The 20,118-nt window shown below is 36.9% G+C and carries 14 protein-coding genes; 6 read left to right on the forward strand and 8 right to left on the reverse strand.

Annotation, left to right across the window (positions count from 1 at the left end; all coding sequences use genetic code 11):
* Window position 1: 1 nt before the first annotated feature.
* Window positions 2–400, reverse strand: a complete 399-nt coding sequence (locus ACFSAH_RS00210; RefSeq protein ID WP_379660661.1) for a winged helix-turn-helix transcriptional regulator — start codon at window positions 398–400, stop codon at window positions 2–4.
* A gap of 192 nt (window positions 401–592) precedes the next feature.
* On the opposite strand from ACFSAH_RS00210, the gene ACFSAH_RS00215 reads away from it, so the two are divergent.
* Both ACFSAH_RS00215 and ACFSAH_RS00220 read left to right on the forward strand, forming a co-directional pair.
* Window positions 593–1,390 (forward strand): DNA alkylation repair protein, encoded by a 798-nt coding sequence (locus tag ACFSAH_RS00215; RefSeq protein WP_379660662.1) that lies wholly within the window; start codon window positions 593–595, stop codon window positions 1,388–1,390.
* 412 nt (window positions 1,391–1,802) lie between these two features.
* Window positions 1,803–3,488, forward strand: a complete 1,686-nt coding sequence (locus tag ACFSAH_RS00220; protein WP_379660663.1) for an RluA family pseudouridine synthase — start codon at window positions 1,803–1,805, stop codon at window positions 3,486–3,488.
* Here ACFSAH_RS00220 and ACFSAH_RS00225 read toward each other — a convergent pair.
* Complete coding sequence (locus ACFSAH_RS00225) at window positions 3,485–7,939, reverse strand: translocation/assembly module TamB domain-containing protein (protein ID WP_379660664.1); 4,455 nt, start codon at window positions 7,937–7,939, stop codon at window positions 3,485–3,487. The genes ACFSAH_RS00220 and ACFSAH_RS00225 overlap by 4 nt on opposite strands.
* Before the next feature lie 55 nt (window positions 7,940–7,994).
* Between ACFSAH_RS00225 and tsaD the strand changes: the two genes are divergently transcribed.
* A complete protein-coding gene (tsaD, locus tag ACFSAH_RS00230; RefSeq protein ID WP_379660665.1) occupies window positions 7,995–9,017 on the forward strand; it encodes a tRNA (adenosine(37)-N6)-threonylcarbamoyltransferase complex transferase subunit TsaD in 1,023 nt (340 codons plus the stop codon).
* A gap of 166 nt (window positions 9,018–9,183) precedes the next feature.
* A complete protein-coding gene (gene pth / locus ACFSAH_RS00235) occupies window positions 9,184–9,759 on the forward strand; it encodes an aminoacyl-tRNA hydrolase (RefSeq protein ID WP_379660822.1) in 576 nt (191 codons plus the stop codon).
* Between the two features lie 105 nt (window positions 9,760–9,864).
* Here the strand turns inward: pth and hemN are convergent, their stop codons facing one another.
* The 4 genes from hemN to ACFSAH_RS00255 form a co-directional block, all read right to left on the reverse strand.
* Complete coding sequence (gene hemN, locus ACFSAH_RS00240; RefSeq protein WP_379660666.1) at window positions 9,865–11,229, reverse strand: oxygen-independent coproporphyrinogen III oxidase; 1,365 nt, start codon at window positions 11,227–11,229, stop codon at window positions 9,865–9,867.
* 5 nt (window positions 11,230–11,234) lie between these two features.
* A complete protein-coding gene (locus ACFSAH_RS00245; RefSeq protein ID WP_379660667.1) occupies window positions 11,235–12,239 on the reverse strand; it encodes a 2-hydroxyacid dehydrogenase in 1,005 nt (334 codons plus the stop codon).
* Window positions 12,240–12,349: 110 nt separating this feature from the next.
* Complete coding sequence (locus tag ACFSAH_RS00250) at window positions 12,350–13,399, reverse strand: response regulator (RefSeq protein ID WP_379660668.1); 1,050 nt, start codon at window positions 13,397–13,399, stop codon at window positions 12,350–12,352.
* The gene (locus tag ACFSAH_RS00255; RefSeq protein ID WP_379660669.1) at window positions 13,396–14,592 is read right to left on the reverse strand and encodes a PAS domain-containing sensor histidine kinase; all 1,197 of its coding nucleotides are present in this window, start codon (window positions 14,590–14,592) and stop codon (window positions 13,396–13,398) included. The genes ACFSAH_RS00250 and ACFSAH_RS00255 overlap by 4 nt, the downstream gene beginning before the upstream one ends.
* 126 nt (window positions 14,593–14,718) lie before the next feature.
* Between ACFSAH_RS00255 and ACFSAH_RS00260 the strand changes: the two genes are divergently transcribed.
* Window positions 14,719–16,494 carry a hypothetical protein gene (locus ACFSAH_RS00260; protein WP_379660670.1) on the forward strand — a complete coding sequence of 592 codons (1,776 nt, stop codon included), beginning with the start codon at window positions 14,719–14,721 and terminating at the stop codon, window positions 16,492–16,494.
* A gap of 118 nt (window positions 16,495–16,612) precedes the next feature.
* Here ACFSAH_RS00260 and ACFSAH_RS00265 read toward each other — a convergent pair whose 3' ends face one another.
* Together ACFSAH_RS00265 and ACFSAH_RS00270 are read right to left on the reverse strand one after the other, a co-directional pair.
* Complete coding sequence (locus ACFSAH_RS00265) at window positions 16,613–17,221, reverse strand: alpha-ketoglutarate-dependent dioxygenase AlkB family protein (RefSeq protein WP_379660671.1); 609 nt, start codon at window positions 17,219–17,221, stop codon at window positions 16,613–16,615.
* On the reverse strand, window positions 17,218–18,066 hold the full coding sequence (locus ACFSAH_RS00270; RefSeq protein WP_379660672.1) for a methylated-DNA--[protein]-cysteine S-methyltransferase: 849 nt from the start codon (window positions 18,064–18,066) through the stop codon (window positions 17,218–17,220). The genes ACFSAH_RS00265 and ACFSAH_RS00270 overlap by 4 nt, the downstream gene beginning before the upstream one ends.
* Before the next feature lie 279 nt (window positions 18,067–18,345).
* On the opposite strand from ACFSAH_RS00270, the gene ACFSAH_RS00275 reads away from it, so the two are divergent.
* Window positions 18,346–20,079, forward strand: a complete 1,734-nt coding sequence (locus ACFSAH_RS00275; RefSeq protein ID WP_379660673.1) for a thiamine pyrophosphate-dependent enzyme — start codon at window positions 18,346–18,348, stop codon at window positions 20,077–20,079.
* Window positions 20,080–20,118: the final 39 nt, after the last annotated feature.

The raw sequence follows: 20,118 nt of genomic DNA on the forward strand, positions 1-20,118 counted from the left end.
TTTAAGTCTTAGGAGAAATATCGTTAGCATTCTTATTACTTTCAAGCAGGAGTTTGCCCCAATCGTTCAGTTGCCATAAAACTTTAACCAATTCTTTGCCAAGAGACGTTAACGAATATTCTACCCGTGGCGGAAGTTCAGGAAAAGAAATCTTGGTTAAAATACCACTTTGTTCCATTTCCTTTAATTGTTGATTGAGTACCCGTCTATCCACTTTGCCAATACCTTTCAGAAACTCGCTCGGACGTTTTTTACCTTCGTTTATTTGCCAGACTATAGGGATTTTCCATTTGCCGCTAATGGTATTTACAGCAAACTCCAATGGGCAAACTTTTTCTTCAATTTTTGCTTCTTTTGTTGTTAGTTGTGATTCGCTCATTATTTTTAGTGGATTTTTCATCGCTGAATGTCTCATTTAATAAAGTTGACTTTTTTATCCCATAGGGATAAAATTATGCGGTATTGTCTATTTCAAAAACGTTATAAATATTTGTGTAAAATTAAGCAAAATTAATATGGTGAATTTAGCAGAGCAAACAGAAGGAAGGCTAGACCTAATAATTTTGATAATAAACTTATGAAATAGCTGTAAATGACAAAAAGAAAAGGAGCACGCTCCACTAAAGATATCCCGAAAAGTATTTTAGAACAACTTAATTCAGGGGAAATTGAGACTGCAAATCTTGTAGAATGGCTGGCTGTAGATCAAAGGCTTTTGTTGGGAAATTTGCTTGAACAAAATGGACGAACTGATTATTTAAAACCTGTTCTGGCAAAAATAGACGAGCTTAAGAAGCAAACTGTAAACACGATAAATGAAGCTATTGGGACTGGGATTTTTGAATTAATTACACAACATAGCGATGAAGGTTTTTTGATTATCATGTCAAAGCATAGTGCAGATCTTGTTCGTTGTTGGGTAACTTATACTATAGGGAAAAACGAAAGTTTGAATATAACGGAAACATTAGAGAATATTAAACCCTTTTCTGCAGATAAACACTTTGGAGTAAGAGAAATTTGTTGGATGGCTGTAAGGCCAAAGATTGTACAAAACCTTACAAAAAGTATTGAAATCCTTTCTGCGTGGACTACAAATGAAGACGAAAACATCCGAAGATTTGTAACCGAAGCTACAAGACCACGAGGAGTTTGGTGTGAACATATTGAAGAATTAAAACGTAATCCCCAATTGGCTTTACCCATTTTAGAACCTTTAAAATCAGATCAATCTAAATATGTGCAGGATAGCGTGGGGAATTGGCTGAATGATGCGAGTAAAACTCAACCCGGATTTGTAAGAGAACTTTGTAAACGATGGGAAATTGAAAGCAATACGAAAGAAACAAAATACATTATCAAAAAAGCTTTAAGAACGCTCAATAAATAAATTCTTGATAGTTATTATTTGAGATGTAAAATTTGATAGAGAGCTTAGTTTGGGCTAAATATATATTGAATTTTATTTATTGGTCTTAAAAAAATGTTTAAGCTCCAAACGGGGAGAATGGAGCCTAAACTAACCAATTATAAACCTGACTCAAAGGTAAGGCGAAAAGGTGAATAAGCCAAGCCTGTTAACATTATTTAACAGAATGATAACATAGATAGCGATTATCTAGCAAAGGTTTTTTAGCTACGACAGTTAAACCAACCTTTGAATCAGTTGTTTATTGAAAAGAGTTGTCTTTTAGTTGTTGATATAGTCATGTTATGGTCTATAAAAGAAAGAGGGGCTGAACAAAGGAGGAGATTAACTATATAAAAAATATTAAATTTGCCATCGTTTTTGTATAGTGTATATGCCCTTATTACCTTCTTGTTTTACCAGATTTTTGACGCCGATAGATACTATTGCGTTGCCCGAAAAGTTTAATTACCCATTCTATTACGAGCCTCATCCTTTATGTATTGTAGCGGCTAAAGAATTACAAGAGTATCTTCAAACACAACAGGATTGGATTCATAATTTTGGTTTGGATAATACCCAAACAGGGTTGGTTATAGGTAAAATGTTTGGGGTGTTGGTTGTACAGCATCAATCGGGAGAATTGGGGTATCTGGCTGCTTTCTCCGGTAAATTAGCAGGTAGCAATCATCATAAAGGATTTGTTCCGCCTGTTTTTGACGTACTGGAAGAAGGAGGATTTTTCCTGGAAGGGGAAAAAGAATTAAATCAGATAAACCGGACTATAGAACAGCTAGAGCAGGACGAGTCATTTCAACAACTGCAAAAAAATACGGAGATTAAACTGGCCGAAATAATCCATCAAATAGAAGAAGAAAAACGGAAGCTCAGAGAAGGGAAAAAAGACCGTAAAATAAGGCGGGAAACAGCTAAAGAAGAATTGAGCGAAGGGGAATATCTGGAACTATGTGAATTGTTGAAAGAGGAAAGCTTAAAGCAGCAATATTTTGCCAAAAAAGATTTGCAGGTTTTACAAACCAAGCAGGAAGAGCTCTCCGGGGAGTTAGAAACCTATACCAATCGCATTCATCATTTAAAAGAATCCAGAAAAGGAAAATCATCAGCTTTACAGCAGCGTATTTTTGAGCAGTATGCTTTTCTGAATTATAATGCAGAAAGTAAAAACCTGGCAGATATATTTAATTATGAGCTGAAAATAGCGCCCCCGGCAGGAGCGGGTGAGTGTGCAGCTCCAAAGCTATTGCAATATGCTTTTCAGCATCATCTGAAACCCATTTCTATAGCAGAGTTTTGGTGGGGGCAATCTCCGGCATCTGAAATCAGAAAACATAAAGATTTTTACCCGGCCTGCAGAGGAAAGTGCGAACCTATACTAAAGCATATGCTTAAGGGACTGGAAGTTGACGAAAATCCTATGCTGGTAAATCCTGCCGAAGGTAAAAGTGTGAGTATGGTGTATGAAGATGATTTTATGTGCGTGATTAATAAACCTGCCGAATTTCTTTCTGTAGCAGGAATACATATTAAAGATTCTGTTTACGAAAGAATGCGGGCAAAATTTCCGGATGCTACAGGTCCTTTGGTGGTGCATCGTTTAGATATGTCAACTTCGGGGTTAATGCTGATTGCTAAAAACGAAGAGATTTATAAGAAATTACAAAGCCAGTTTATAAAACGTACGGTAGAAAAACGTTATGTGGCTTTACTTGACGGAGAGATAGTTGACGATGAAGGAATGATAGATTTACCGTTAAGGGTAGATTTAGATGACAGGCCCCGGCAGTTGGTATGTTATGAATACGGAAAGCCTGCGCGAACGAAATGGAGAGTAATTACTAGAAAAGAAGGGAAAACCAAAGTTAATTTCTGGCCTATAACTGGCAGAACACATCAGTTAAGGGTGCATGCAGCACATGTTCTGGGATTAGGAACCCCTATTGTAGGTGACGATATTTACGGAACTAAGTCTCAGCGACTTCATTTACATGCCGAATGGATTAAATTTAAACACCCTGTCTCTGGAAAAGAAATTAGTTTTTGTGTAGAAGCAGATTTCTAATCATCGTCTTCTGTACGGATAGGGGTGGCAGCAGGACGAGTATTTTGCTTTTTCTCTTTGTTTTGATTTGGGATAGTAGCAGCAGCGCGTCTTCTTGCAAAGATATTTCTTATAAACTCGGTAAAAGTGTCGTATTCCTGTGTAAATACCAAACCCATACCGTTAATATAAATATCAGTATTGAGGTTGAAGAAATCTCTGTTGCTGGGGCGCTGGAATACCTTGGCAACAAAACTACCATCTTTGTTGATGTTGTAGGTCATTTCCAGATCGCGGGTTAAATCGGTAAAACTACTGTTCAGGATATTGTTGTCCAGCATGTTTTCCATATTGTATTTATTATTTACAAAGTTTCCACTAATCTTCAATCGGTTATCCAGAAAACTATAGCTACCCCCAATTTCGTTCTGAGACCTTACATTAATATCCAGGTTCTTAATGTTTAACGATTGCGAAATGATGGTGTTAATTTTGCTAAAAGCAAGTTCCAGACCAGACCCAATTAAATCACTGTTAGAAAAACCTAATCCAGAACCAGAGCTTCCATTGAAATTATTTCTTACCACTAAGTTAACCACTTGCTGTGCCTCGTTATCCTGATTGTCCAGATAGCCTTGCAATTCGGTTTTGATACCCGAATTATTAGGGAATTGCAAAGCGAAATTAATATTAGGATTCATTAGTGGACCGTTTAACATCATGGCAGCTTCAGCTAAAACCCTTTCTGTTTTTCGGTCATCGGGTAAAGTCCTTCCGGCAGCCTGATAAAGCGGTAATAAACTTGTTCTGGTAGAGTAAACCGCATTCAGGTTAATATTGGCATCTACGGGGTTACCTGTCCATCGAATGGTTCCGCCTTTCTTAATCTCGAAGGTTTTGTTGATGACGTTATTTGCGGTAAAATCAAATTTTCCATCTTCGATAATATAATCACCATACATCTCAAAATCACCCAAAGAGGTTATTTTTAGTCTCAAAAGTCCATCTCCACGGCCATAAATATTACCTACCTCAGTTATCAGGTTAGCAATAGAAGCATGGTCTACCGTTAACTCAAAATCCATGGTTAAACCTTTAAAGAAACTTTCTTTTTCGGTAACCTGGGCAGTTGTATCTTTAGCTACGTAAGTAATAAAATCATTTTCGCCAATAGTAGAAGCCGCATTAAACGGAATGGTAAATACGGTGCCTTCTTCTGTTTTTGCTTTTATACTAATGTTCATGGCATCTGTAGGCCCCACAAAGGTGAAGTTTCCGGTAGCAAAGGCACTTCCATAATACAAAGAGTTGTCTTTAGCTGTGGTATTTAAAGCCAGAAACCTGGAAGCTTTTACACTTACCCGGATGTCCGGGTTGGATGGGTTTTTAAAATCAACCGTACCATTGGCTACCGCAGTATTATTGTATTTATCGGATACAATAAGATTGGTAAGTTTTACCATACTGTTTTCAATCTCTACATTATCGTTAATAATATAAGGCGTTTTGAGGTAGTTTACGGTAAATCCGGCATTAATCAGTTGAACGGTACCATTGATCTGCGGATTGTTAAATTTACCATTTACCGTTAGGTCAGAAGATATGTTTCCTTTCAGATCCGAAACAAGTTCATCTATAAAAGGGGCAAATATTATTGACTCAGCTTTGTCCAGCTTAACAATCAGATTCAGGTTTTCTGCATCTTTTTTAAAGTCTACCACACCGGCTATATCCGCTGTTTTTTTGCCTCGTTTAAATATGGTTGATTTTACATCGATATTGTTCTCTTTGTTATCAAACTCGGAATTGACTACCAATTTCCCTATTTCTGTTTTGTTGTAATGTAAAGAATCTATGACGAGGTCCGAGTGAATATCCGGTTCGCCCAATATCGCCGATAAATGTGCCGATCCATTAAGAATACCATTTACATCTATGCCCATGCCCTGGGTAAGCTGACTTAGTGATGAAAGCCTGAAGTTTTCGGCAACAACTTCCAATAAATCGTTTTTGGAAGAAGATATAGCCCCATTTATAGCCAATACTTGATTTTTGTTGGAAAGTTCAAAATTGTCTATGATAGTCCTTTTTTCCTCAAACCTGAATTTTACCTTGTCTTTTATTTTCCAGACATCGTTTTCTATGACCAGATCAGAAGGAAGTAAACTCAGTTTGGCAATGGTATCTGTGCCAAATTCGACCAAACCGTATAAATCCAGCTGATTCACCGCATCTTTATCCGATAACTTGACGTTGAACGAAAGACTATCCTGTTTTAGCGTGTTTTGTAATACAATATTTTTAACAAACATGCTGTTATTGGCAATCTCGATCTTGTCCAGTGTAATAATGGCTTCAAAAGTCTTATCGTTGGTGTTTTGGTCTATAATGAGATTGCTAAATATTACATTCTTATATTTTACCGTTTTGGCGTAAGCATTGAGGCTTACTAAATTTTTTTCTGAATCAAACTTACCGTTGAAAACACCCCGTTCGGGAACTTTAAGTTCCGGAAAGAAAATGCTGGATAAATAATCAAAATTCTTGAGGTCTATTCTAAAATCAAAGTTCTGCTCTTTAGGAGGTACTATTTTCATCCTCAGCTTGGGAACGTAGCGTTTAATTACAGTTTTAAAAGCAGAAGGAAGTGTCGCTAAATCGTACTGTCCTTTGATGCTGGCATCGCCAATATCAGAAGTTAAAGCTAATAGCTTGTCTTTGCCAACACCTTCAGCCTTCAGGTAAATAGAATCGACTACAAATGAGGTGTCTGGAGTAGTTGCTGTAATGTCTTTAAGCAGCAGGTTCCCCTGAACCTTATCCAAGGTATAACCAGTAAGGTTACTTTCTAAAGTAGCATCTATAATAAGAGAATCTCTAGTAATATTTAGTTTTCTTAAATCTGCAGATTGGATGTCTGCATTGAAATTGAAAACAGGTAACTCTGGGTTAAAGTCAGCAATACCTTTAAAGTCCATTTTCAGGTTCTTATCATTTACTTTGATAATACCATTAAAAAGAAGCTTGTTTAAATCACCTTTAACATCAATATTAGAATATTTGTAACCGTTAAAATCAAAATATTTTACTTTGGCCGTAAAGTCTTCCGCCAGTTTTTCCGTCTCAAAATTTTTGCCTTTGATGTTTGCAGTAAAGGAAGTTCTTTTAATACTTTCCTCTTCTATCAGCTCACCAATGTTAAAATCGTAACCCTCAATCTTTCCGGTATAACTAGCCTCGCCATTAGTGGCTATTTTCATGTTTACGTCGGATTTTACCAGTCCCAGTTTAGTTTTAAACTCACCAAAAGCAATAAAGTCGTTATGGAATCCAGAATATTGTCCCTTGAAATTAATATTACCAAACTTTTCTATTATCTCCGGTAAGTTTTTGATTTCGTTAAAGCTTAGCTTACGTAAAATAATTTCGGCATCCTGTTTATTAGTCGCAATCTGGTCAAAGCGTAAATCCATAAAAGTATTGCGCCAGTCAGGTAAACCTTTGATGTCAAAATCTCCTTTAATATAGGTAGACTTTCCGGCTTTTATTACCAGGTTTTTAGCTTTAAGGTTATTGACTATTCCTTTTACCAAACCATCTGCCTCTATATAAGCGTTCATGCCTTTAATATCCGGGGCAAAAAAAGCAATGTCTTCAGACCAGATCCTGGTGTCTTTGAAATGTCCTTCGACCTGAATTTTTTTAGTGAAATGTTTAAAATCTCTGAAGCTTTTAAACTTCATGCTGTAAAAATCCCTTAAAAGGGTATTAGGCGTTTCCAGCAATAGGTTGGTAAGTGTAATGTGGTTGGTATCCACTACCAGATCTCCAGTCAGGTTTTTTAAATAAAAACCGCTCTTCTCTCTAAAAGTCAGGTTTTTTAGCTTTGCCGCAATTAAACTTGTTTTGGTATTTAGTCCGCTTATTTTAGCACTGAAATTCCTCAGATGAACATTGTCGTAATTAACGCCACCATTATAAACATCTTTAGAATAATAGTTGATGTATTTTAAATCCAGATTTTCCAGATCTATCCTGTCAAAATTAAGATCAAAAGGCTTTCCCGGTTCTTTTTTTACAGTATCTGTTACGCCAGAACTAAAATAATCAATAATAAAATCAACGTTATTTGTAGAGTCCGTGTATTCTTTAAAAAACAGTTTTCCGTTTGTAAGAGAAATAAAATCAATATCTATCTTCCGTTTAGCAATGGGAGAGAAGTAACTGATATTGGCCATTAAGGAAGGTGCCTGAAACAGAGTGTCTTTTTCCAGGTCTTCAATTAATAATCCTTCAATAATTAATGATTTGAACGGACGCAGGTATAAAGATTCTATTTCTACTCTGGTGTGCAATTCTTCCGAAAGGTAATTAGCTGCTTTTTTTGCCAGCCAGCTTTGTACGGGTTTAAATTGTAAGGAAAATAGGGCTGCACCTGTCAGTATAATGACAGTAATTAGTAGATACAGCAATATTTTGAATACTTTTTTAATAGCTTTGTGCTTTGTTTTATTTAAACTTTTAAAAGTGGCAATTGTTCTGGGTATTGAATCTTCTTGTGACGAAACTTCAGCATCTGTATGTATAGACGGTGAAATCGTATCAAATATTATAGCCAACCAAACAATTCATGAACAATATGGTGGCGTAGTTCCGGAATTGGCTTCCAGAGTACATCAACAAAATATTATTCCTGCGGTGCACCAGGCAATTGCGCAGGCAAAAATAAATAAAAAAGACATAGATGCAGTAGCTTTTACACGCGGACCTGGTTTATTAGGATCTTTATTGGTTGGAACCTCTTTTGCTAAGGCTTTTGCATTGGCTAATGAGATCCCTTTAATAGAGGTAAATCACATGCAGGCGCATATTCTGGCGCATTTTATTCCTAATCAGCATGAAGGAAATCCCAATAAAAAACCAGAATTTCCGTTCCTGTGTTTAACAGTTTCCGGTGGACATACGCAAATAGTTCTGGTCAAAGACTATTTTGATATGGAAGTGGTAGGCGAAACATTGGATGATGCTGCCGGAGAAGCTTTTGATAAAACTGCGAAAATATTAAATCTTCCTTACCCGGGTGGGCCTTTGATAGATAAATATGCCAGAGAGGGAAATCCTGATAAATATAAATTTCCTGAACCTCAGATTTCCGATTTGAATTTTAGTTTCAGTGGTTTAAAAACATCTATTCTTTATTTTATTCGTGACCACGTAAAAGAAAATCCCAATTTTGTTGAAGAGAATATGGCCGATATATGCGCTTCCATTCAACAACGTATTGTTTCTATACTGCTCAACAAATTTAAAAAAGCAGCCAAGCTATATAACGTAAAAGATGTGGCTATTGCAGGAGGAGTGTCTGCTAACAGTGGTTTAAGAAACGCTTTGACCGAGCTTGCCCAAAAACAGGGATGGAATGTGTTTATTCCAAAGTTTGAGTTTTGTACAGATAATGCCGGCATGATAGCTATTGCCGGATACCATAAATATTTAAAACAGGATTTTGTTGGACAGGATGTAGCGCCGCTTGCCCGGATGGGAATGTAGTTTTTTAATGTTGAATTGTAAATGTTGAATTATTAATAAACTTCAATTTGCAACTTATAATCCATAACTAATAACTTACAAATTATAACCGCAGATGTTTAGCTTTTTTAGAAAGATTTTTGGAACTGATAAATTGTCATCTGCGGAAGACAATAGTAATAACGAAATGAAATATTTAATTGTTGGATTGGGAAATATTGGTCCTGAATATGCTGACAATCGTCATAATATAGGTTTTATGATTGTAGATGAGCTGGCAAAACAAGAAGGCGTAAAATTCTCTATGTCCAGACATGCCTATCATACAGAGTTTTCTCATAGAGGGAGAAATATTCATTTAATTAAACCTACCACTTTTATGAACCTGAGTGGTAAAGCTTTAGCTCATTGGATGCGCGAACTAAAAGTTCCGGTAGAAAATGTATTGGTATTGGTTGATGATCTGGCTATCCCGTTTGGGTCTGTTAAGATAAAACCTAAAGGCAGCGCTGCCGGCCATAACGGACTTAAGCATATAGAGCAATCTTTGGGACATAATAATTATGCCCGTCTGCGTTTTGGCGTAAGCGATAATTTTCCGAAAGGCAGGCAGGTTGATTATGTGCTTAGTGGCTTTGATGGCGATGAGCTTCCTTATTTACCTGAACTGATTGATAGATCAATTGCCATGATTAAATCTTTCTGTACCATTGGGGTTGAGCTAACCATGACAAAGTTTAACAATCTAAAGGTGGATCAATAATATCCTGTTTTGAAATAAAAAGATACAAAAACTTAGCGCTACTTTGTAAAGTATTTAAAGCCCTTCATGGTTTTTCAATTCAAAACAAAGCAGTGCTAGGTTTTACTAACCCATACTAAACAATTGCCTGTCAGGCTGGTTTCTCCATAACCTGATGTCAAAAGCAGCACATATATTTCTAAGGAATCTGGTACCTTCCGGAGTTACTTTAAGGTAGTTGTCGCCACGTACAATTAAACCGTCATTTAATACCTCGTTAATATTGTCTAAAGCAATTCTGAAACTTTCATCTGCAAGGTCCTCCGATGTCCATGAAGTTTCGCCATTGCACATAATAGCTAGTATATGTTTACGCATTAAAAGATCTTCTTCAGTTAAGATATGACCTTTAAATACCGGGATTTCATTTTGGTTAACAACGTTGAGATATTCTTCAACTGTTTTTACGTTTTGTGCAAAAGCATTCCATGTATCGCTGATAGAAGACACGCCCAAACCCACCATTAATCTGGTATATTGATGCGTGTATCCCATAAAATTACGGTGCAGGTGTTTTTCCTTTTGTGCAATATACAGGCTGTCCTCTTTTAATGAAAAATGATCCATTCCAACTTCTTCATAACCAGCTTCTAAAAGCATATTACGTCCCGTTTCGTAAAGCTGTTGTTTGGCTTCTCTATCCGGTAAATCAAGTTCCGTAAACTTTCTTTGTCCCGGTTTTATCCAGGGAACATGGGCGTAACTGTAAAAAGCAATCCTGTCTGGTCTTAATGTTTTAACCTTTTCTATGGTGTCTGTTAAGCCGGGGAGTGTTTGCAGCGGTAACCCGTAAATAAGATCGTAATTGATAGACGTATAACCTATTTCTCTAGCTTTATCTGTAACCAGTGCAACCTGCTCATAGCTTTGCATTCGGTTAATTATTTTTTGTACCTGAATATCAAAATCCTGAATACCTAAGCTTAATCTTTTAAAACCCAGGTTGTATAAAGTTTGTAAATGTTCTGCGGTGGTATTGGCAGGATGCGCTTCAAAACTAAATTCTGCATCGGGATGTAATATTGCTTTATCCGTAATAGCGCTGATGAGTAGCTCTAAATTTTCAGGAGCAAAAAATGTTGGTGTACCACCCCCTAAATGCAACTCTTTAATTTGCGGTTTGCTGTCAAATAATTCCAGATAAAGATTCCATTCTTTAATAACAGCATGTATATAAGGGATTTCTACAGCGTGGTTTTTTGTAATTCGGGTATTGCAACCGCAGTAAGTACATAAACTTTCGCAATAAGGTAAATGGATATACAAGCTAATCCCCTCAGTCTGGTTACTGAGAGAAAAAGACTTCCTTACAGCCAATTTCCATTGTGCTGTATCAAAAGAATTGATGTCCCAATAAGGTACCGTTGGGTAACTTGTGTACCGGGGAACAGGAACATTGTATTTTTTTACAAGGTCTGTAGTAATATCCATGTAGTTTAGTGTTTTGTTGCACAGTCGTTGGCACAGGCACAAGCCTTGCCAACACATTTACCAGCCTGCCAGTTGTCGAGATTTTTGATGGTTTGCCGGGCAATCTCTTCCAAAGACTCTTTTGTTAGCGAAGCCAGATGTGGCGTAATAATTACGTTTGGAAGTTGTAGTAATTCTTGTAAAATGGGATCGCGGAAAGAGCTACCAGGATCGTTTTCGAAAAGCAAACCCGACTCGTTTTCATAAACGTCTGCGCCCAAATAGCCCAATTTCCCGCTTTTTAAAGCTTCTAAAACAGAAGACGTATCTAACAAACCGCCCCGACTGGTATTGATTAGCATAACGCCGTTTTTCATTTTAGAGATGCTCTCCCTGTTGATTATGTAGTTAATGTTATTTTTGAAAGGAAGATGTAATGATATAATATCCGACTCCTGGTACAAAGTATCCAGATCTACTAATTGAGCACCCTGGGGGTCAGCTTTAAGAGATTCATCCGTAACCAATACCCGACAACCCAGATTGTTAAATATTTTTGCCGTATACTCTCCCACACAGTCATAGCCAATTAAACCTATAGTTTTACCATGCAGGTTAAAACCGGTAAGCCCATCCAGGTTAAAATCAAAATCTGATGATCTTTTTACTGCCTTTACCAATTTTCTGTTCAAGGCTAAAACTAAGGTGAGTACATGTTCTGCAACGGCTTCAGGAGAGGAGGGGACACGGGCAATTTTCATCCCGTATTTAGCAGCAGCTCTTCTGTTAATATTCTCTACATAAGCGCCGCGGGTAGAAATGTATTTTATTCCGTATTTGGCTAAGCGATCTATAACCGGAGCCGATAAATCGTCGTTTGAAAGCACAACAACAGCATCTTTTCCTTCGGCATAAGAAACAGTCTGGATATTTAACGGATTTGAAATTAACGTAATATCGTGTTTCTTAAGGTTGGCTTTTGCCAGAAGCTCTTTTTCGAAGGTTTTTGTGCTATAAACGATTGCTTTCATTCTCTTTACTTAGTACTCATACAAAGCTATTTATGAAAGCACTCTGTTTTAATGAGAGCAGTCAGTACGAAAAGTGATAAATATCAAAAAAATAATAAAATAACCTGTTGTTAATTTTTCAGGTTCTTCATTTTTTCAATATTTATAAGGTGGATTTCCGAACCCTTTTTCTCAATCATCTTTTCTTCTTTGAAATCACTCAATGTACGGCTTACCGTTTCAGTAGCCATACCCGCCATACCCGCTAAATCGTCACGAGATATTTTGAAAACGTTTTTATACTGGTGTATTTCGTTAATCCTCAGTAAAGTATCGGCTAGTCTTTTTCTGACAGAATGATAGGCTAGTTGCACCAGTTGGATGTCTTTTTGCTTAATGTCGGCAGAAAGGATGTTAATAAACTGCATAGCCATAGAAGGGTATTTATTAATCATCTCATTCACCTGATCTTTGTTTAACAAGCAGATAGAGCAATTTTCCAGAGCCTCTGCTGTTTCAGAATGGTTTGCTCCGGTTAGTGCGTCATAAATACCAAAATACTCATCAGTATGGTGTATAGCCGTTAATAGCTCTCTACCATCTTTGCTTAATTTTACAATTTTAACACTGCCTTCTAAAATCAGGTAAATCCCCTGAGAAGGATCCCCTTCGTAATAGATAATCTGCCCTTTTTTGATGTTTCTGATTTTCTTATGCGTAATCAGGTCTTTAAGTTCACCTGGCTGGTTAGGTTTGCTGGCAAAATCTTCTAATTTTTGCAGGCCCTTGCTATAAAAATGCTCCTGTTGTTTTTTTTTGTTCAACCGGCTTTCAATAGCGTTTAACAATTCAATATCATCAAAAGGTTTGGTCAGGTAATCATCTGCGCCCATATCCATTCCTTTTCTAAGATCAGATCTTTCTGCTTTTGCCGTAAGAAAAATAAAAGGTATAGCTGCAGTTTCCGGTTTTTTACCCAAAAGATAAAGTACACCATAACCGTCCAGTTCGGGCATCATAATGTCGCAGATAATCAAACTAGGGAGGTGGTTTTGCGCAATTTCTACCCCTGCTTTACCATTGTCAGCAGTCAACACTTCGTAGCCTGCAAGCTCAAGAATTTCTGCAGTTCCCTCTCTAATGTCTAAATTGTCCTCAATAATCAATATCTTATTTTTCATGTCTGATGCTGGTTTAAGCTAATAGAAAATGTTGTACCCTTGTTTTCTGCACTTTCAAAAATAATATTTCCTTTCATTAACTTCACATATCTGTCTACGATATTTAATCCTAAACCTGTGCCCGGTATGCTACCTGTGTTGTGCGCTCTAAAAAAAGGCTCAAATAAGTGCTTTTGTTCGTTAACCGGAATGCCAATACCATTATCCTTAACAGTAATTATACATCTGTTATTGGATATCTCGGTGTTAAACTCTATGAAAGTATTTTCGCCCGAATATTTAATAGCATTGGCAACTAAATTGATGATACAGTTTTTAAGCAAATTGGCATCAGTAGATATCTTACTCTCGGTACCCGTATGCTGATAAATGATGTTCTGGTTTTGCTTGGCAACTATCTGTATTTCCTCAATAATTTCTTCCGAAAATTTGACAATATCAAAAGTGGAAAGCTGCATTTCTACATGACCAGCTTCCAGTCTTTCCAAAGAAAGAAAATCGTTAAGGATATTGGTAAGGTTACCTACAGCTGATTTAATTTTGCTAACATGCTTGGTAATGCTACCATTGGCATACTGCACATTGTATTTCTCAATTAACGAAGCCGATAACTGTATAGAGCTAAGCGGAGTTCTGAATTCGTGAGAAGCCATAGACACAAACCTGCTCTTAAGCTGGTTAAGCTCTTTCTCCTTTTCCAGAGAGTGGCTTACCTCTTCCTTTGCACTTTCCAATTGCTTAATTAAAGACAGTAAAGTAATGGTTCTTTCCTCTACCAGATATTCCAGTTTATTGGTATACGTTTTTAACTGTTCTTCCGCATGTTTTTCGCGGGTAAGGTCATGTATAAAACCAGTATAAATAATCCGTCCGTCCAACTGCACCTCGCTAACCGCCAATCTGAACGGGAATTTTGAACCGTTCTTTTTTAAGCCCTTTACTTCGCGACCGACTCCAATAATATGTGCTTCGCCTGTTTTTTGGTAACGCTCAATATAGCCATCATGTCGTCCACGATCAGGTTCGGGCATAAGCATGCTAATATTATTGCCTACCACTTCTTCTGGCAGATAGCCAAACAAGCTACACGCAGATGGATTAATGGATTCAACGATTCCTTTATTGTCAATGGTAATTATTCCGTCTATGGCAGTATCTATGATTGCATTTAACAAAGAAACCTGGTCTGTCATATTGTTTTAATGTAAGTGAAAGTGGTGCAAATATCCTGAATATTTACCAATATTACATAGTTATGTGATCTGCATCATATTTTATTAGCTATAAGATGGGGTAATTTTGTGGCATAAAACTAAACTATGATCCATTCATTCCATATCCCGGTATTGGGATTGTCTTTTTCTGTAGATACACCCTTAAAGGTAGCTTGCTATGGTATTTCGTCTGTGGCATCCATAGTGGATGATATTTTATTAGAACGTATGCGCAAATTTCATTTAGAGAAGTTAGGTAAGACATACATTGAGATACCCGAAAGTGAATCCGACTCAAGATCTAAAAGAATAGCAGCCTATTTGAATATGATGGATGATCTTGTGGATGAAAAATTCCAACATATAAAAAATGAGGATTTTGAGACAGGAAAAGAAATCAATAAATATTTTAGATTACTGCCCGATACATCTCCATTAAAACAGCTATATGCAGATATGCTGGAAGAGAAAGATCTCGTGTTAAAGTTTAGAATGCAGGTTAGCCTGAAAGAGCAAATGCAGAAAGGAGCCATAGATGTAAATATTATGGCCAAAGTTGATAAGCTTAATTTCAATAAAGAGGGAGAGGAAATTACTTCTGATGCTTTAGAAGCTTTACGTGGTTTTGCCATGAGCAAGCTGGATTCTTCTGTGGTTATTTCTGCAGGAATGAACCAAAGGCTCTATGCTTTTATGGAAAACTTTAAAGATTTTTACCCGAATGAGGCAGGAGAGCTTCAGAAGAAAATTATTTTAAAAGTAAGCGATTACCGGTCTGCGCTGGTACAGGGGAAAATGCTGGCTAAAAAAGGATTGTGGGTTTCAGAATTCAGGATAGAATCAGGACTTAACTGCGGAGGCCATGCTTTTGCTACAGAAGGATACCTGCTGGGGCCTATTTTGGAAGAGTTTAAACAAAAAAGAGAGGTAATGATTGAGGAGCTGAAAGCAATATACAGTAAATCAATCACCGATAAAGGTTTGGAAGTAGCTCAATACCCTCAAACAAAAATTAGTGTACAGGGCGGCATAGGCACTACCCAGGAAGATAGTTTCTTGTTAGACTATTATCAGTTAGATGCTACAGGATGGGGAAGTCCGTTTTTGTTAGTTCCAGAAGCCACTAATGTAGACAACAATACATTAGATGATTTAATAAAAGCAGATAAACAGGATTTTTATATCAGCAACTCCTCTCCATTAGGAGTTCCGTTCAATAACTTTAGGTTTAGCTCTATGGAGAAATTACGTTTAGAGCGACTAGAAAAGGGAAGACCGGGAAGTCCATGTACCAAAAAATACCTGGTTTCTAATACAGAATTTACGAAAGAACCTATCTGTACAGCATCAAGAAAATACCAGAATCTTAAGTTGAAGGCACTAAAAGCCGAAAACTTATCAGAAACAGAATATGAGGCAGAAAAAGGGAAAATAACAGAAAAAGTTTGTCTTTGCGAAGGATTGGTTACCTCAGCATATATTAAAAACGGGATGTTGAAACCCAAAGAATCAACAGCGGTAGCTATATGTCCGGGACCCAATATCGCTTATTTCTCAGGTGAGTTTACACTGGAAGAAATGATTGGACATATTTATGGGAAAATAGACTTGTTGAAAGGTAAAGAGCGGTCTAACGTATTTATTAACGAATTAAGGTTATACCTGGAGTACCTGAAAAAAGATATAGGAAACAGTCTTAAAGACCTTAATGATAAAAAACTTAAATATTTCTCTAAATTTCAGCAACAACTGCAAAATGGAGTAGAATATTATAAGAATTTAATCCCGATGATTAATAATCAAACAGAAATGTATCGTCAAAAAATGATGGATGAACTGTTAGAACTTGAATCAAAAATCAGAGGGTTAAACTTTACCTGATTACCTTAAAAATATCATTCACTACAGCTTTTGATGTGTTTTGCTGTATAAATAAACTAGACTAATATTTAGTATGGTATTTTAGATGGCGCTTTCTAAGGAGAGCGCCATTATTATTTTACTGATGATCTATAAATCTGAAAGTCAAATTTACCCTTGCCGTGTATACCCGTTTTGTAGGTGGCAATCTGTGCAACCAGTGTGTTTGCGTAGTACCTTTCATAACCAATAAACTACCATGTTCCAGCATTACAGAAACCGTATCTTTATTAACCTTATGTTTGAAGGAAAACTTTCTGACCGCCCCAAAACTCAAAGAAGCAATAGCACCATTTTTTTTGAGGTCTTTTTCCGCATCACTATGCCAGGCCATACCCTCATTACCGTCATGATAAAGATTTAATAAACAAGAGTTATAAACCTCTCCGGTTTTTTCTTCCACTATCTTTTTTAAAAGAAGTAGCTCAGGAGTCCAAAGCAGGGCAGTTTTAGTAATATTAGAATAAGTGTAACTGAAAGAAGTATCACCGTACCAGGCTACTTTTCTTTTAGTAGTAACCAGTTTTCCAAAAATAATTGCTTCATCATTTCTCCATTCAATAGCAGATAATAACCTTTCCAGATAATAACTAGCCTGTTCCTTAGAAAAAATAGTACCATAATAAATTACAACACCATCATAAGGCAATACATTAACTTCCGTATCTAACAAATCAAATAAACTCATATAGCATCTATCTGTGCACTTTCCCAACCAATAATAGCCGTTTTTCTGGTGTTGCCCCACATGTAACCACCAAACAAACCTGTATTCTGGATTACACGATGACATGGAATTAAAAAAGCAATAGGATTTTTACCAATAGCACTACCAACAGCTCTGGAAGCTTTAGGGCTTCCAATCATATCTGCAATATGTCCATAAGTCACCAATTTACCCATAGGAATTTTTAATAGCGTTTCCCATACCTTTAGCTGGAAATCAGTTCCCTTCAAATGCAGTTTAATCTGCTGAAGCTGAGACCAGTCATTTTTAAAAATAGCCAGAGACTGCTCCTGTAAATCACTCTGTGAAGCAACAAAACGGGCATTAGGAAACCTGCTCTTCAAAGCCAGTACAGATGATTCTTCGTCAGCATCAGCAAAAGCCATATAACAAATTCCCTTATGGGTAGATGCCGTAAGAATACGTCCAAATACACTATTGCCAAAACTATAACCAATTTCCAGATCCCGACATCCATTTTTATACTCTGCAGGAGTCATCCCTTCTATAGAAACAAAAAGATCATGTAGTCGACTGGTGCCGGATAAACCAATTTCATGGGCAACATCAAACAAAGTAGGGTTATTATCAGAAAGTAGTCTCTTAGCATGTTCAACACTAATAAACTGCAAAAACTTTTTAGGAGTGGTGCCCGCCCATTCGGTAAACAAACGTTGAAAATGATAAGGACTCAAATGGCTGACCTCAGCTATTTCATCTAAGCTGGGTTGTTCTTTGAAATTCTCTTTAATATAATCGATAGCTCTGGCAATCCTATTATAATTGATAATGTCCTGTTCTTTCATGACTATAATTTCTTTTACTGAAACAAATATCAACAGTTTGAGCGAGACATAAAATCCGAAAATTGCTAAATACTAAACGCCGCCATGTTCTTGTTTTTTTTATAACCGACAGTTTGCAATGTAATAACCTTTGGATATAAAGAAATCAAAATCCTGATTAGAGTGCTCTTAAATTAGCTTTGTCATAAAAATGTTAAAAAATAATGTTTCGTTAAGAAACAAAAAATTGAAGCTACTGTTTATGTTGTAATCTGTCAATAACTTATTAGAGAACTAATTATGGCTAAAAATGTAGCAGAACAACTAGTAGACATGCTTGTGGAGATTGGTGTGAAGCGAGTATATGCGGTTACAGGCGATAGTTTAAACTTTTTCAATGATGCAGTAAGAAGAAACGGTAAAATCCAATGGATTCATGTCAGGCATGAAGAAGTAGGAGCCTATGCTGCAGCTGCAGAGGCAGAATTAGATGGTATAGCCTGTTGTGCCGGAAGCTGCGGGCCAGGGCATGTACATTTAATCAATGGATTATACGATGCCAACAAATCTCATGTACCTGTAATAGCCATAGCATCTACCATTAATACCAATGAAATGGGGATGGACTATTTTCAGGAAACCAACACTTTTAAGTTATTTGATGATTGTAGTGTTTACAACCAGTTAGTAACCACAGCCGAACAGTTTCCCCGTATTTTTATAACAGCGGTACAACATGCTATTTCTAAAAAAGGAGTCTCTGTTATTGGTTTACCCGGAGATGTCAGTCAGCAGGAAGCTGTAGAATCAGACGTATCTAATCAGATTTTTAGATGTAAACCCATTATAAGGCCATCAGATGCAGAACTTAACAAACTAGCCAGCTATATTAACGAAGCAGAAAAAATAACCATTTACTGTGGAGTAGGAGCAGTAGATGCCCATCCCGAGATCTTACAATTGGCAGCAACCATAAAAGCACCGATAGGGTATTCTTTCAGAGGGAAAATGGGGATACAACATAACAATCCCTACGAGATTGGGATGACAGGCCTTTTGGGCCAACCCTCTGCATATTACAGTATGCATGAATCTGATTTGGTATTGCTGTTAGGTACAGACTTTCCTTATCAGAAGTTTATGCCGGCGAATAATAAAATTATCCAGATAGATGAAACAGCAGAAAGATTAGGAAGAAGAGCAAAATTAGAATTAGGCTTATGTGGAGATGTTAAAGAAACCCTGAAAGCACTATTGCCATTATTGAAATCACGTACAGATGACCATTTTCTAAATGCCCAGCTTAAATTCTACGAAAAGGTAAAAGAAAACATGAAAACCTATGTAGAAGAAAGAGGAGAAAAAAACAGTATACAGCCCGAGTTTCTGGCTCATATTATAGATCAACAAGCAGATAACGATGCCATATTTACCGTTGACACGGGAATGACCTGTGTATGGGGAGCCCGGTTTATTAACGGAACGGGAACCCGAAAAATGCTGGGGTCTTTTAACCATGGCTCTATGGCCAATGCCATGCCCATGGCAATAGGAGCAGCGTTGGCACATCCAGAACGTCAGGTGATAGCCATGTGCGGCGATGGAGGTATTTCTATGCTGTTAGGTGATTTGGCAACCATTAAGCAATACAATTTACCCGTTAAGATTATTGTATTCAATAATAGAGCGTTAGGTATGGTAAAGTTAGAAATGGAAGTAGCCGGTTTACCCGATAATGAAACCAATATGGAAAACCCTGATTTTGCTATGGTAGCAAAAGCAATGGGAATAGTAGGTGTAAATGTAGATCACCCAGATCAAGTAGAAGCTGCCATTCAACAAGCATTTACTTATGACGGCCCCTATTTACTAAATGTTTTTACCAATCCAAATGCCCTGGCAATGCCCCCTAAAATCGAATGGGAGCAAATTAAGGGAATGACCAAGTCTATGACCAAACTTATGTTAGGTGGTAAAATGGATGAAGTATGGGATACCATCAAAAGTAACTTTAAACATCTTAAAGAAATATAAAAGCAACTATCGTGTTTTAGTCTTGTAATCAGGAAATAC

This window comes from Pseudopedobacter beijingensis (genome assembly GCF_042678145.1).
Classification (GTDB): Bacteria; Bacteroidota; Bacteroidia; order Sphingobacteriales; family Sphingobacteriaceae; genus Pseudopedobacter; species Pseudopedobacter beijingensis.